This is a genomic window from Wenzhouxiangella sp. XN24 (assembly GCF_011064545.1).
In the GTDB taxonomy this organism is placed as follows: Bacteria; Pseudomonadota; Gammaproteobacteria; order Steroidobacterales; family XN24; genus XN24.
The window spans coordinates 579,145-593,403 of sequence record NZ_JAAMFG010000034.1; the positions used below are offsets into that span (position 1 = coordinate 579,145).

General features: G+C 69.4%; 12 protein-coding genes. All 12 read right to left on the reverse strand.

The window, feature by feature from the left end:
• Positions 1-27 precede the first annotated feature (27 nt).
• The gene (gene truD, locus G6032_RS10430; protein ID WP_240902113.1) at positions 28-1,062 is read right to left on the reverse strand and encodes a tRNA pseudouridine(13) synthase TruD; all 1,035 of its coding nucleotides are present in this window, start codon (positions 1,060-1,062) and stop codon (positions 28-30) included.
• Entirely contained in the window at positions 1,059-1,535 is a 477-nt protein-coding gene (gene ispF, locus G6032_RS10435) for a 2-C-methyl-D-erythritol 2,4-cyclodiphosphate synthase (RefSeq protein ID WP_165282052.1), read from the reverse strand. Before ispF ends, truD begins: the two co-directional genes overlap by 4 nt.
• Positions 1,526-2,233, reverse strand: a complete 708-nt coding sequence (gene ispD, locus G6032_RS10440) for a 2-C-methyl-D-erythritol 4-phosphate cytidylyltransferase (RefSeq protein WP_165282053.1) — start codon at positions 2,231-2,233, stop codon at positions 1,526-1,528. The genes ispF and ispD overlap by 10 nt, the downstream gene beginning before the upstream one ends.
• Positions 2,230-2,523 (reverse strand): cell division protein FtsB, encoded by a 294-nt coding sequence (ftsB, locus tag G6032_RS10445; protein ID WP_165282054.1) that lies wholly within the window; start codon positions 2,521-2,523, stop codon positions 2,230-2,232. The genes ispD and ftsB overlap by 4 nt, the downstream gene beginning before the upstream one ends.
• A gap of 19 nt (positions 2,524-2,542) precedes the next feature.
• A complete protein-coding gene (gene eno, locus G6032_RS10450; protein ID WP_165282055.1) occupies positions 2,543-3,829 on the reverse strand; it encodes a phosphopyruvate hydratase in 1,287 nt (428 codons plus the stop codon).
• Between the two features lie 61 nt (positions 3,830-3,890).
• Positions 3,891-4,727: a 3-deoxy-8-phosphooctulonate synthase gene (gene kdsA, locus G6032_RS10455; protein WP_165282056.1), complete on the reverse strand. Its 837-nt coding sequence runs from the start codon at positions 4,725-4,727 to the stop codon at positions 3,891-3,893.
• Positions 4,724-6,373 (reverse strand): CTP synthase, encoded by a 1,650-nt coding sequence (locus tag G6032_RS10460; protein ID WP_165282057.1) that lies wholly within the window; start codon positions 6,371-6,373, stop codon positions 4,724-4,726. The genes kdsA and G6032_RS10460 overlap by 4 nt, the downstream gene beginning before the upstream one ends.
• Positions 6,374-6,438: 65 nt before the next feature.
• Positions 6,439-7,830 carry a tRNA lysidine(34) synthetase TilS gene (gene tilS, locus G6032_RS10465; protein ID WP_165282058.1) on the reverse strand — a complete coding sequence of 464 codons (1,392 nt, stop codon included), beginning with the start codon at positions 7,828-7,830 and terminating at the stop codon, positions 6,439-6,441.
• A gap of 57 nt (positions 7,831-7,887) precedes the next feature.
• Positions 7,888-8,412: a hypothetical protein gene (locus tag G6032_RS10470; protein WP_165282059.1), complete on the reverse strand. Its 525-nt coding sequence runs from the start codon at positions 8,410-8,412 to the stop codon at positions 7,888-7,890.
• A 107-nt stretch (positions 8,413-8,519) separates the two neighbouring features.
• Positions 8,520-9,479, reverse strand: a complete 960-nt coding sequence (locus tag G6032_RS10475) for an acetyl-CoA carboxylase carboxyltransferase subunit alpha (protein ID WP_165282060.1) — start codon at positions 9,477-9,479, stop codon at positions 8,520-8,522.
• 34 nt (positions 9,480-9,513) lie between these two features.
• Positions 9,514-13,032 (reverse strand): DNA polymerase III subunit alpha, encoded by a 3,519-nt coding sequence (dnaE, locus tag G6032_RS10480; RefSeq protein WP_165282061.1) that lies wholly within the window; start codon positions 13,030-13,032, stop codon positions 9,514-9,516.
• The gene (gene lpxB, locus G6032_RS10485) at positions 13,029-14,252 is read right to left on the reverse strand and encodes a lipid-A-disaccharide synthase (protein WP_206211913.1); all 1,224 of its coding nucleotides are present in this window, start codon (positions 14,250-14,252) and stop codon (positions 13,029-13,031) included. The genes dnaE and lpxB overlap by 4 nt, the downstream gene beginning before the upstream one ends.
• Between the last annotated feature and the right edge of the window lie 7 nt (positions 14,253-14,259).

The window sequence follows — 14,259 nt, forward strand, 5'->3', positions numbered from 1 at the left end:
TCTCGGGGTGCTCAGCCACTCGCTCTTTCAGTCGGTGTCCAGGATCTCGCGCAGCACCGCGGTCGCATAAGCCCCGGCGGGCAGCCCGAAGGACAATTCCAGTAGGTCTGGCGTGCGTCGCCACTCGAGTGCGCGGACCCGCAGCCGGAGCGCACGCCGTTCCTGCTCGAGGCCCGCCGCCGCAAGCCCGCCTGCATACACCGGGAAACGCCCGGCGACGGCCGCCTCCAGCTCGCTCCCCGGACCGTGGCCGGGCGGCATCCCGCGGCCCCACAGGGGGCCCGTCGGGTGCACGTCGAGCGCATCCAGGCGCGCGGCCAGCGCGGGGTCGTCGTCTGCCGCGATGAACCAGCTGCCGCTGCCGTCGAGTCCCACCGGATCGCCGGGCGCCGCACGATTCCAGGTTCCCGCAGCGATGCGTTCGGCCAGCACGGCGTTGAACAGCAGCGAGCGGGCTGCCGACAGGGCGAAGCCGCGTTCGGCGCGGCGCGGCTCGCGCCCGCCCGAGAACCACTCGGCCGCGAGACGCAGGTTGCCGCGTTCCCGGCCGAAACGCTGCGGCCCGAAGGCGTTGGGCACCCCCGCTCGCCCGACCTCGGCCAGCCGCGCCTCGAGCAATGCGGGATCCGCCTCGAGTCCGGTGACGCGCAGCCGAAAGCGGTTGCCCGTCAAGGCGCCGCGCTTGAGCTTGCGGTTGTGCGGCACGGCCGCCAGGCACTCCACGCCGGGAATCTCCAGCGCCTCGAGCGCCGGATGACGGCCGCCGGGGAAGCGCACGCTGAACCATTGCTCCGTGACGGCATGGCGATCCTTGAGCCCGGCATAGCCGACGTCGTTGCGGGGGCGCCCGCCCCAGCGCGCCAGCCGGCCGGCCACCCAGTCGGTGTTGCAGCCAGTCTGGCGCAACTTCAGGAACAGGTGCTCACCCTCGCCCGTCGGTGCGAAACCCAGTTCTTCCTCGACGATGAAGTCCTCGTCACGCGCCCGGATCCGTCCGCGGCCGACGACGCCCCCGAGGGCGGCCGGCAGGTCGCTCCAGGGATCGAATTCCGTCGTGCTCAAGCGGCTTCCTGCAGCAGCACGACCGCATGCGCCGCCAGGCCCTCGCCGCGGCCGATGTAACCCAGCCGCTCGGTGGTGGTGGCCTTGATATTCACCTGCCCTACGGAAACCCCGAGCACCGTGGCGATGCGGGTCCGCATCGACTCGAGATGAGGCGCGATCCGGGGCGCCTGGGCGATGACCGTGATGTCTGCGTTTCCGACGCGCAGGCCTGCCGTGCCCAGCCGGGTCACGACCTGGCGCAACAGCTCGAGGCTGTCCGCCCCGGCCCAGCGCGGATCCGTGTCGGGGAACATGCCGCCGATGTCGCCGAGCCCGGCAGCGCCCAGCAGCGCGTCGCACAGGGCGTGCAGGGCGACGTCACCGTCCGAGTGCGCCACGACGCCCCGCTCGTGCGCTATCCGCACCCCGCCGATCATGACGTGGTCGCCGGGCCCGAAAGCATGCACGTCGAAGCCATGGCCTATGCGCATCGTTCCTCCTCGCGGCCGCGCAACACCGCGGCGGCCAGCGCCAGGTCCTCGGGACCGGTGATCTTGATATTGGCGGCATGACCGGGCACGAGCGCCGGCCGATACCCGGCATGTTCCATCGCCGCCGCTTCGTCCGTCACGAGCACTCCGGCGGCGACGGCCGCTGCCAGCGCCTCGTGCAACAGGCCGAAGCGGAACATCTGCGGTGTCAGCGCACGCCACAGGCCCTCGCGCGGCAGCGTTTTCGCCACCCGGCCGGCCTCGTCCGCCGTCTTCAGGGTGTCGGCCAGCGGCGTCGCCAGGAGTCCGCCCACGGCATCGTCTTCCAGTGCATCGAAAAGCCGCCCGAGCTCTTCGCCCGACAGGCACGGCCGCGCCGCATCGTGCACCAGCACCCAGTCGTCCTCGGCGGCGCGGCCCACCAGCGCCTCCAGCCCCGCGAGCACGGAATGACATCGCTCGGCCCCGCCGGCGGCGACGATCATCCGCTCGCCCGGACTGACGATCCCCGCCCAGCGCTCATCACCGGGCGCCACCACGAGCACGACCGCGGCGATCCGCTCGCAGGCGGACAAAGGCGCCAGGGCATGCGCCAGCACCGGCCGGCCGCACAAGGGGAGATACTGCTTGGCCACTTCGGCGCCCATCCTGCGTCCGCTCCCCGCGGCCGGGACCACCGCCCAGGCGCGCGCCATCAATCGCGCTCCGCGGACGTGTCGGGCTCGACCACCTGGTAGAGCGTCTCGCCCTCGCGGATCATGCCGAGTTCGCTGCGCGCGATCTCCTCGACGGCGTCCAGCCCCGTCTTGAGATCGGCCACTTCGGCTTTCAGGGCGCGGTTCCGCTCCACGAGCATGGCGTTCTCGCGCGCCTGGGACGCGACCTGGTCCGAGAGGCGCCAGGCGGCGCGATAGCCGTCGTCGGCGATCCAGAGTCGGGCCTGCAACACTGCCAGCAACAGCAACAACAGGAGCAGCACGACCCGCACGCGTGGCCTCGCGTGCCGCTCAGCCCGAACTGAGCGGCAGGGCCGCGCGGCCGGGATAGCGCGCCGAGGCGCCGAGCTCTTCCTCGATCCTGAGCAGCTGGTTGTACTTCGCCACCCGGTCCGAACGCGACAGCGAGCCGGTCTTGATCTGCGTGGCCGTGGTCGCGACGGCGATGTCGGCGATCGTGCTGTCCTCGGTTTCGCCGGAGCGATGCGAGACGACGGCGCTGAAGCCGCCCTGCTCGGCCATGCGGATCGCCTCGAGTGTCTCCGTCAGCGTGCCGATCTGGTTCACCTTGATGAGGATGGAATTGGCGATGCCCTCCTCGATGCCGCGCGCGAGGATCTTCGTGTTGGTGACGAACAGGTCGTCGCCGACGAGTTGCACGCGCTTGCCGAGACGCTCCGTGAGCAGCTTCCAGCCGTCCCAGTCGTCCTCGGCCATGCCGTCCTCGATCGACACGATCGGGTAGCTCGCCACCAGCCCCTCGAGGTAGTCGCAGAACCCGGCCGCGGCGAACTCCCGGTTCTCGGAAGCGAGCCGGTAGACGCCGTCCGCATGAAACTCGGAGCTGGCCACGTCCAGCGCCAGCACGATGTCGGCGCCGGCCTTGAAGCCTGCCTGCTCGATGGCCTCCAGGATCGTCTCCAGCGCCGCCTCGTTGGACGGCAGGTTCGGCGCGAATCCGCCTTCGTCGCCGACCGACGTGGCCAGCCCCCGGCCATGCAGGACCGCCTTCAGTGCATGGAAGATCTCCGCCCCGTGACGCAGTGCCTCCGAGAAGCTCGGCGCGCCGACCGGCATGATCATGAATTCCTGGATGTCCACGTTGTTGTCGGCGTGCGAGCCGCCGTTGATGATGTTCATCATCGGTACGGGCATCGAGAAATCGCCGTCGTCGTGCAGGTAACGAAACAGCGATTGACCGCTGGCGATCGCCGAGGCGCGGGCGGCCGCCAGCGACACGGCCAGCAGCGCGTTGGCGCCGAGGCGGTGCTTGTTCTCGGTGCCGTCCAGCTCGATCAGCCGGTGGTCGAGGGCTACCTGGTCCGCAGCATCCATGCCCTGCACGGCCTCGCGGATCTCGACGTTGACGTTGGCCACCGCCTTGCGCACGCCCTTGCCGAGATAGCGTGACTTGTCGCCGTCGCGCAACTCCACCGCTTCGCGCACGCCGGTGGACGCACCCGAGGGCACGCCCGCGCGCCCCAGGTAGCCGCCCTCGAGCGTCACGTCGGCCTCCACGGTGGGATTGCCGCGGGAATCGAGGATCTCGCGGGCGCGTACTTCTGTGATTTTCGCCATGTCTTCCTTGTCTCCGGGGATGCGACGGGCGGCGGCCGGGAGGCCCGGCGCCGGCCGGCGTTCAGCTGATGTCGGTCTCGTCGAAGGGCCGCGATTTCACGGCCGCGTCCAGTTGTCGCAGCGTTTCGAGCAGGCCCTCGAGCCTGTCGAGCGGCCAGGCATTCGGGCCGTCGGACAAGGCGTGCGCCGGGTCCGGGTGCGTCTCCATGAACAGGCCGGCCACCCCCGCCGCCACCGCCGCACGCGCGAGCACGGGAACGAACTCGCGCTGCCCGCCGGAAGCCGAGCCCTTGCCGCCGGGCAGCTGCACCGAGTGCGTGGCGTCGAACACCACCGGCGCACCCGTGTCCCGCATCACGGCCAGCGCGCGCATGTCCGACACCAGGTTGTTGTAGCCGAAGGTGAAGCCGCGCTCGCAGACCATGATCTGCTCGTTGCCGGTGGAACGCGCCTTGTCCACCACGTTGCCCATTTCCCAGGGCGAGAGGAACTGGCCTTTCTTGATGTTGACGGGCCGGCCCTGCGAACACGCGGCGACGATGAAGTTAGTCTGCCGGCACAGGAAGGCGGGCGTCTGCAGGACGTCCACGACCGCCGCGACCTCCGCCAGCGGCGTGTCCTCATGCACGTCGGTCAATACCGGCACGCCCAGTTCGCGCTTCACCGCCTCGAGAATCTTCAGGCCCTCGGCCACGCCGGGGCCGCGGAAGCTGCCGATCGAGGAGCGGTTGGCCTTGTCGAAAGAGGACTTGTAGATGAACGGCACGCCGAGCCGCCCGGTGATCTCCTGCAGGCGCCCCGCGGTCTCCATCGCGAGCTCGCGGCTCTCGATCACGCAGGGTCCGGCAATGAGGAACAACGGTTGGTCTATCCCCGCCTCGAAGCCGCACAGCTTCATGCCCGGGCCACCTCGTAGCCGGTGTACTGGCGACGCGCATGCGCGGCCGCGATGAAGCCCGTGAACAGGGGATGCCCGTCGCGCGGGTTCGAGGTGAATTCCGGGTGGAACTGGCAGGCGATGAACCACGGATGGTCGGGGAGCTCGATCATCTCGCACAGCCCGTCGAGCGACCAGCCGGACATGACCAGGCCCGCCTCCTCCAGCGCGGCGCGGTAGTTGTTGTTGAACTCGTAGCGGTGACGATGGCGCTCGATGACCCTGCCTGCCCCGTAGGCCTCGGCGACGCGGCTGCCCGGCGCGAGCACGCATTCCTGGCCGCCGAGACGCATCGAGCCGCCGAGATCGGACGCCTCGTCGCGCTTCTCGACTTCGCCGCTGCGGTCCATCCATTCCGTGATCAGCGCGATCACCGGGTGCGGCGTGTCGCGGTGGAACTCGGTGCTGTGGGCGCCCTCGAGGCCGGCCACGTGGCGCGCATATTCGATCACGGCGATCTGCAGGCCGAGGCAGATGCCGAGATAGGGCACGCCGTGCTCGCGGGCGTAGCGGGCCGCCGCGATCTTGCCCTCGATGCCGCGATCGCCGAACCCCCCGGGCACCAGGATCGCGTCCATGCCCTCGAGACAGCGCGTGTCCCCGTCGCGCTCGATATGCTCGGCGTCGACGAAGTGGATCTTGACCTTAGTGCGGGTGTGAATGCCCGCGTGGATCAGCGCCTCGTTCAGCGACAGGTACGAGTCCTGGAAATCGACGTACTTGCCGACCATGGCGATGTCGACGTGGTGCAGCGGATCGGCCTTCGCATCGACCACCGCCTGCCACTCCGACAGGTCCGCCTCGGGCGCCTCGATGCGCAGCTTGTCACAGATGATCTGGTCGAGATGCTCGGCTTTCAGCAGCAACGGGATCTTGTAGATGTCGTCGGCATCCACCGCCGAGATGACGGCCTTCTCTTCGACGTTGGTGAACAGCGCGATCTTGCGGCGCTGGTCGGCCGGCAGGGGCCGGTCGGCGCGGCACAACAGCACGTCGGGCTGGATGCCGATGCTGCGCAGCTCCTTCACCGAGTGCTGGGTCGGCTTGGTCTTGATCTCGCCCGAAGTCGCGATGTAGGGCACGAGCGTCAGGTGCATGTAGGCGACCCGGTCGCGCCCGAGTTCCGAGCCCATCTGGCGGATCGCCTCGAGAAAGGGCAGCGATTCGATGTCGCCGACCGTGCCGCCGATCTCCACCATGCAGACGTCGGCGTCGCCGGCCCCGGCGCGCACGCTGCGCTTGATCTCGTCGGTGATGTGCGGGATGACCTGCACCGTCGCGCCGAGGTACTCGCCGCGGCGTTCCTTGGCGATGACGTTCTGGTAGATCCGTCCCGTCGTGTAGTTGCTGTGGCGCGACGTGGTGGTGCGCACGAAGCGCTCGTAATGGCCGAGATCGAGGTCGGTCTCGGTGCCGTCCTGGGTGACGAACACCTCGCCATGCTGGAACGGGCTCATGGTGCCGGGATCCACGTTGATGTAGGGATCCAGCTTGATCATGCTGACCTTGAGGCCACGCGCCTCGAGGATTGCGCCGAGGGACGCGGAGGCGATGCCTTTTCCAAGCGAGGAAACGACACCACCGGTGACGAAGACGTAACGGGTCATCAAAAATACCGCCGTTCAGGGAAGAATGGCGCGCCGTCGGCGCGTGGAAACGACGGGAAGTCAGACTAGCAGAAGCCCCGCCCGCCGACAACGAAAGTCTCGTGCCCGGGCAGAGCGGAACCGGTCCACTCGAGTCGCCAGGCGGGCTCGCCCGGCGGCGCCCAGAAAGCCGTGTCCACCCAGAGACCGCCCACTGCGGCGAGCTGCCCGCCGATTTCCAGCAGCGGCAGGCGCGCGCGGATCCACGGCGGCATGCCCTGTTGTTGCAGCAGTTTCTTCAGCGCGCGGTGTCCCGTCCGACCCGGCAGGGCCAGGCGCTCGCCGCCGCGCCGGGGCACCACCCGCCACGGCCCGGCAACCAGGGCCGCCTCCCCCAGCCCGCCCCGGTTGCTGGGTGCCAGCGCGAGATGCCCGAGGCCCGTACCGAGCGCCAGCGGCGCGCGCGGGTCCGGCCAGTCGATGTCTTTCGCGGGCGGCGGCAAGGACGAGGCCGGCGCAAGCCAGAGCAGGTCCGCGTGGCGCAGGGCGACGACCTCGCCCCACTCGACCTGCGGCCGGGCATCGGGTGCCGCCTCCAGCACCTGCTCCAGCAGGGTCGCCAGGCGGCTTTCGTCGGGCACCGCCAGGCCCAGCCGGCGCGCCTGCCAGCGCACCAGGTTGCGCCGCCGCGCCGGGGACAGGCCCCGCAGGGCCGACACGCGGATCGCCTCGCCCGCCACGCTCGTCGCCGCATCCAGCGCCGCGAGGTCCTCCAGCAGGCCGGCGGCCTCGGCACAGTGGCGCGCGCTGCGCCCGACTGCGGCCGCCGCCCCCGGCCAGTGCGCGCGCAACGCCGGCAGCACCTCGCTGCGCAGGTGATTCCGGGCGTAGCGCAGTTCCTCGTTGGCGGGATCACGGAGCCAGCCCGAGAGCCCTTCGCGCGCCGCCCACTCGACCAGCTCGGCCCGCGTGAAGCCGAGCAGCGGCCGCAGGTGCAAGCCAGGACCAAAGGCTGCGGCCGCCGGCATGGCGGCCAGGCCGGCCACCCCGGCGCCTCGCAACAGCTGGATCAGCACCGTCTCAAGCTGGTCGTCGGCATGGTGAGCCGTCAGCAGCGCCTCGCCCGGCGCGAGTGCTTCCGCGAGCGCGGCATAACGCACGTCGCGGGCCCTGGCCTCGGGGCTCTCGCCGCGCGCGGGCCGGGCATCCGCCCGCAGCACCGACAGCGTCACGCCCAGGCGAGCGCACAGCGCTTCGCAATGCCGCGTCCAGGCATCGGCGTCCGCATGCAGGCCGTGGTGCACGTGAATCGCCCGCAGGCCATCCGCCGGCAGCCGGTCACGGACCCGGCACAGCGCTTCGAGCAACACCGTCGAGTCGAGCCCCCCGCTCAGGGCGACGCACAGGGGCCGCGAGCCGGCCCGCGAGTCGGCGGCGGCCAGGGCGGACCAGAGGGATGCAGGATGAAGGTGCGACACCGCAGCCATTCTGCCACTGAAAAAGGGGCACGACGCCGAAGTGCGTACCCAGGGCGCTTACTCGCTGCGATCTGGGCCGGGAGCGAGGATGTCGAAATCGCGATAATCCTCGATCGCATCATCCATCGTCCATGCCTTGGCGGTAACGTCCACCCTGGACAACGCCAATCCGGCCAGCATGGTTGGCGATCCAGCCGGCGACTTGCCAAGGGATCCGGACCCATCAGCGATCGCATCCACGACCAGCCAGTAATTCACGGTTGCTGGCACATTGATCTTCAGGACAGCCCTCTCGGCGTCCCGCTTGTAGTCGATGTTCACCCTTGACGTGGCGTCGGAAAGCCGGCTGACCAGGGGGCTAAGCGCAGCCTCGTCCGATGCTGCGAACACAAAGACCGTGTCAGCTATTCCGTCCTCGGGTTGCCCGGGACCGACGAAGCCATCTAAAACGATCACGAGGTTGCCGTGCTCGTTGATCTCTGCCACCACCGAGCCGTGCACGACCTCGTCTGCAACCACGACCGAAGAAAACAACACGAGAAGAGACACAAACAACGTCGATCTGGAAATAAAGGTTCTCATCCTCTTTCTCCTCTACCAGTCGATCACGTCGAAAGGCGCTACTGAGAAGAATAGCGGACGTCGACGAGCATAGGTTCGGCGATGGCGAGGTTGCGCCCGAACCCCAATCAACCCTCGCGGAAATCCCCATAGCCGACCAGGCGCTCGTAGCGCTCCGCCAGCAGCTGCTCGCGCGGCAACTCGCCGAGCTTCGCGAGGTGCTGCACCAGCCGGCCGCGGAGCGATTCGGCCATGGCATCGAAATCGCGGTGCGCGCCGCCGAGCGGCTCGGGCACCACTTCGTCCACCAGGCCGAGCTCGTGCAATTTCTGCGCCGTGATGCCCATGGCCTCGGCCGCGTCGGCGGACTTCTCCGCGCTCTTCCACAGGATCGAGGCGCAGCCTTCGGGCGAGATCACGGAGTAGATGCTGTACTGGAGCATCAACACGCGGTCCGCCACGCCGATCGCCAGCGCCCCGCCGGACCCGCCCTCGCCGATGACCACGGCCACGATCGGCGTCTTGAGGCCGGACATCTCGAGCAGGTTGCGCGCGATCGCCTCGCTTTGGCCGCGCTCCTCGGCGCCGACGCCGGGATAGGCGCCGGGGGTGTCGATGAGCGTGATCACGGGCAGGCCGAACTTCTCCGCGAGGTGCATCAGCCGCAGCGCTTTACGGTATCCCTCGGGCCGCGGCATGCCGAAGTTGCGGTGCACTTTCGCCTTCGTGTCGCGGCCTTTCTGCTGGCCGATGATGACGATGGGCCGCCCCTCGAGGCGCGCGAGCCCGCCGACGACGGCCGGGTCGTCCGCATACGCGCGGTCGCCGTGCAGTTCCTGGAAATCGGTGCAGATCCGCTCGATGTAGTCGAGCGTGTAGGGGCGCTGCGGATGGCGCGCCACCTGCGCCACCTGCCAGGCGCTGAGACTGGAGAAAATGCTGCGCGTCAGCGTGTCGCTCTTCGACTTCAGTCGCTTGATCTCGGCCGACAGGTTCACCTGCGAGTCGTCGCCGACGAAGCGCAACTCGTCGATCTTCGCCTCGAGCTCGGCGATGGGTTGTTCGAAATCCAGGAAATTCAGGTTCATACGCTTCGGAAAGCAGCCGGCCAGGGCGCCAAAGCTAACATACTCCCGCCGAACCATCAGCGGGCAGCCCATACTCGAGTCGCACGTTCGCGCCCCCGACCAGCGCGCCGAGCTGGTGGACGAGTTCGAGGCTCGGCCGCACCCGCCAGGTCTCGCCGAGGTGCAGGCGCGCGGCGGCCTGCGACCCCGTGTAGACGACGATCACCGGGCAGCGCCCGCCACAAAACGGCTGCAGGACGTGCCGCAACTCGGCGACGAACTTCGCGCCGCCGAGTTTCTCGCAGCGCAACAGCAGGCGGCGGCCGCGTTCCTGCATGGCCGTATCGAGATCGACCACGCGCTTCGCGGTGAGGCGCCAGTCGTCGATGAAATCGTCGAAGCGCAGCTGGCCCTCGGCGATCACGATGGTGTCCTTGGCGATGACGTGCCGGCACTGCTGGTAGGTTTCCTCGAACATCGTCACTTCGAGCCGCCCGCTGCGATCGTCGAGCACCACCGTCACGCGGTTGCCGCGTCGCCGGATGTCGACGATCAAGCCGCCCACCACCGCTTCGCGCCGGCCCATGCCGTAGCCGCGCTCGCCGTCCGCCGGCCGATCCGCGGCGAGCTCGGCGATCCGCGCGCTGGTCAGGGCCTTGAGGTCGGTCTCGACCTCGTCGATCGGGTGGCCGGTCAGGAACAGGCCCAGTGTGTCGCGCTCGCCGGCCAGCCGTTCCGCGGAGCTCCATTCGGGCAACGGGTCCCCCTCGTCCGTCGGCGAGGCGGCCGCCGGGCCGGGTGTCGCCGCCATGCCGAACAGGTCGTCCTGTCCCGCGGCGGCGGCCCGGGCGCTCTGCTCGGCACGACCCAGCGCGCCCGGCAGGCGGTGGGCGAGGGTCGCGCGGTTGGGGCCGATGCTGTCCAGGGCGCCCGCACGGATGAGCGCCTCGATGGTGCGGCGATTGACGCGCTGCAGGTCGATACGCGAGCAGAACGCGGCGAGCGAATCGAAGCGCCCGCCGCGCTCGCGCTCGCTGATGATCGCCTGCACGGCGCCCTGGCCGACGCCCTTGATGGCGCCGAGACCGTAGCGCAGGCGACCTTTGCCGGCCACGTTGAACGCATGCTCGGACTCGTTGACGTCCGGCGGCTCGACGGCGAGCTCCATGTGCTGGCATTCGTCGATCAGGGTGACGATCTTGTCGGTGTGGTCCATGTCGGTGGACAGCACCGAGGCCATGAACGCCTCCGGGTAGTGCGCCTTCAACCAGGCCGTCTGGTAGGACAACATGGCGTAGGCGGCGGAATGGCTCTTGTTGAAGCCGTAGCCCGCGAACTTCTCCATGAGGTCGAAGATGTGGGTCGCCGTCCCCCGGTCCACGTCGCGCGCCACCGCCCCGTCCACGAAGATGGAGCGTTGCTTGGCCATCTCCTCGGGCTTTTTCTTGCCCATGGCCCGGCGCAGCAGGTCGGCGGCGCCGAGGCTGTAGCCGGCCAGCACCTGGGCGATCTGCATCACCTGCTCCTGGTACAGGATCACGCCGTAGGTCGGCTTGAGCACCGGCGCCAGCTCGGGATGGAAATAATCGATGGGGCCGTCCTGGCGACCGTGCTTGCGATTGATGTAGTCGTCCACCATGCCCGACTGCAGCGGGCCGGGGCGGAACAGCGCCACCAGGGCCACGATGTCGTCGAAGCTGTCCGGCTGCAGGCGCTTGACCAGGTCTTTCATGCCGCGGGACTCGAGCTGGAACACCGCCGTCGTGCGACAGGCCCGCAGCAGCTCGAAGGTCGCCACGTCGTCGAGCGGCACCGCGGCCATGTCCAGCGGCGCTTCGCCGGCCGCGCTGCGCAGCCGGTTCACTTTCTTGACGGCGCGATCGATGATCGTCAGCGTCCGCAGGCCGAGGAAATCGAACTTGACGAGCCCGGCGGCCTCCACGTCGTCCTTGTCGAACTGGGTGACCGGGGCCCCGCCGCCCTCTTCGCAGTACAGCGGGGTGAAGTCGGTCAGCACGGTGGGCGCGATCACGACCCCGCCGGCGTGGCGCCCGGCGTTGCGTGCGAGCCCCTCCAGGGACCTCGCCAGCTCGATCAGGCCGCGCACCTCGTCCTCGTTCTCGTAGAGCCGCTTCAGCTCGGGCTCCTGGCCGAGCGCCTTGTCGAGCGTCATCCCCACCTCGAAGGGAATCAGCTTGGCGATCCGGTCCGTGAATCCGTAGGGATGCCCGAGCACCCGGCCCACGTCGCGCACCACGGCCTTCGCCGCCATGCTGCCGTAGGTGATGATCTGCGCCACGCTGTCGCGACCGTAGCGCTGGGCCACGTAGTCGATCACGCGGTCGCGGCCGTTGATGCAGAAGTCGATGTCGAAATCCGGCATCGACACCCGCTCCGGATTGAGAAATCGCTCGAAGAGAAGGTCGTAACGTAATGGATCTAAATCAGTTATTCCAAGAACGAATGCGACCAACGAGCCGGCCCCGGAACCGCGACCCGGCCCCACGGGAATGTCGTTCTCCTTCGCCCAGCGAATGAAGTCCGCGACGATGAGGAAGTAGCCGGGAAAGCCCATGTCGCAGATGACGTCGAGTTCGCGCGCGAGACGCGCCGCGTAATCCTCCGCGGCATGACCGGGCGCGGCCGCGAGCAGCGTCGGCAGGCGCTCTGCGAGGGCGGCCCCGGCGAGCGCCCGCAGGTGGCTGGCCGCCGTCTCGCCGGCCGGGACCGGGAAGTCCGGCAGGAAGGTCTGGCCGAGTTCCAGTTCGAGATTGCAGCGGCGCGCGATCTCCACGCTGTTTTCCAGGGCTTCCGGCAGGTCGGAGAACAACGTCGCCATCTCCGCCGCGGGCTTGAGATATTGCGCCTCGCTGTAATCCCGGGGACGCCGCGGATCGCTCAGCATGTGGCCCTGGTGGATGCAGACACGCGCCTCGTGGGCATCGAAGTCGGTGCTGTCCAGGAAGCGCGCATCGTTGCTGGCGACCACCGGCGTGCCGCTCTCCGCCGCGAGGGCCACGGCCTCGGCGACGTGGAACTCGTCGCCCTCGCGCCCGGTGCGCTGGAGCTCGAGGTAGAAACTGTCGGGAAACCTCGCCCGCCAGAAGGCCAGGTACTCCGCCGCCGTGTCGCGCCGTCCCGACACGAGCGCGCGCCCGATGTCGCCCTCCCGCGCCGCGGACAGGGCGATTAGCCCGCCGCATGCTTCCGGCGTCAACCACTCCCGCGACAGCAGGACCTGCCCGAGGCGCCGGCCCTCGAGGTAGGCCCGCGTCAGCAGGCGGCAGAGGTTGCGGTAGCCCGCGTTGTCCCGGCACAGCACCGCGAGCCGGGTCGGATGCCGCGGGTCGCCCGGCTCGTCGATCCACAGGTCGGCGCCGACCAGCGGCTTGATGCCGCGCTTCAACGCCCCCCGATAGAACTTCACCATGGCGAACAGGTTGACCTGGTCGGTCACCGCCACGGCCGGCATGCCGAGTTCGGCCACGCGGTCCAGCAGCTGCGGGACCCGGATCACGCTGTCGGCCAGCGAATATTCCGTGTGCACGCGCAGGTGAATGAACTCGCCGCTCATGGACGCGCGCCCTCGAGGTCGGGCGGCCAGCGGTTCACGAGACGCAACACGACCTCTGCAGCGCGCCGGTCGGCGCCCTGGCGCAGGGTGTCGTGCAGCTCGGCGAATCGCGTGACGACGTGCGCGCGACGGGCGGCATCGCCGAGCAGCGCACTGAACTCGCGCGCGATCCGCTCGGGATTGGCCGCCTCCTGGAGCAGTTCGGGCACCAGGTCCTCGCCGGCCAGCACGTTGGGCAACGCGAAGCGCCGCGTCTTCATGAGTCGCAGCGCCCGGACCATCCAGGCGGTCAACGGCGCGACACGGTAGGCCATCACCATGGGTCGCTTCAGCAGGGCGGCTTCCAGCGTTGCGGTGCCTGAGGCCAGCAGCACGAGGTCGGACGCGGCCATCACCTCGCGGGAGCGCCCGTCCACCCGCTCAACCTGGAGCCCCGGCGCATGCTCGGCCAGCAAGGCCTCGAAACGAGCCCGGATCGCCGCCGAGGCCATCGGCGCGATGAAGCGCAGCCCGGGGTGGCGCGCGGCCAGCAGCGCCGCCGCCGCCGCGAATGCTCCGCCGAGCCGCTCCACCTCCCCCGTGCGGCTGCCCGGCAGCAGCGCAACCAGCTCACGCGCGCCGGCAGGATCGACGATACCGAGCGCCGCACGGCTGGCGGCCTGGTCCGGCTCGAGCGGAATCGTGTCGGCCATCGGATGGCCGATGAAGGTGGCGGGAATGCCTTTCTCCGCATACAGCGCGGGTTCGAACGGCAACAGGCAGAGGACGTGATCCGTCGCCCGGCCGATGGCATCGATGCGACTGGCACGCCAGGCCCAGATGGACGGACTCACGTAGTGCACCGTGCGAATGCCGGCGGCGCGCAACTGGCCCTCGACGCGCAGGTTGAAATCCGGCGAATCGATCCCGATGACGACGTCGGGTTGCAGCGCCTGGAAACCGCGTACCAGCCGCTTGCGGATCCGCAACAGCTCGGGCAGGTGGCGGATCACTTCCGCCAGGCCCATCACGGACAGGCGCTCCATCGGTACCCAGCTGTCTACGCCTTCCGCGATCATGGCGGGGCCGCCGATGCCATGGAATGTCGCATCGGGGTACCGGCGCCGGATCTCGTGCACGAGCCCCGCGCCCAGCAGGTCGCCGGAGGCCTCGCCGGCCATGATGCCGACGCGCAGGCCGCCCCGCCGTGAATCCAGGGAATGCTCGCTGCTGGCCGGCATCGCCCCC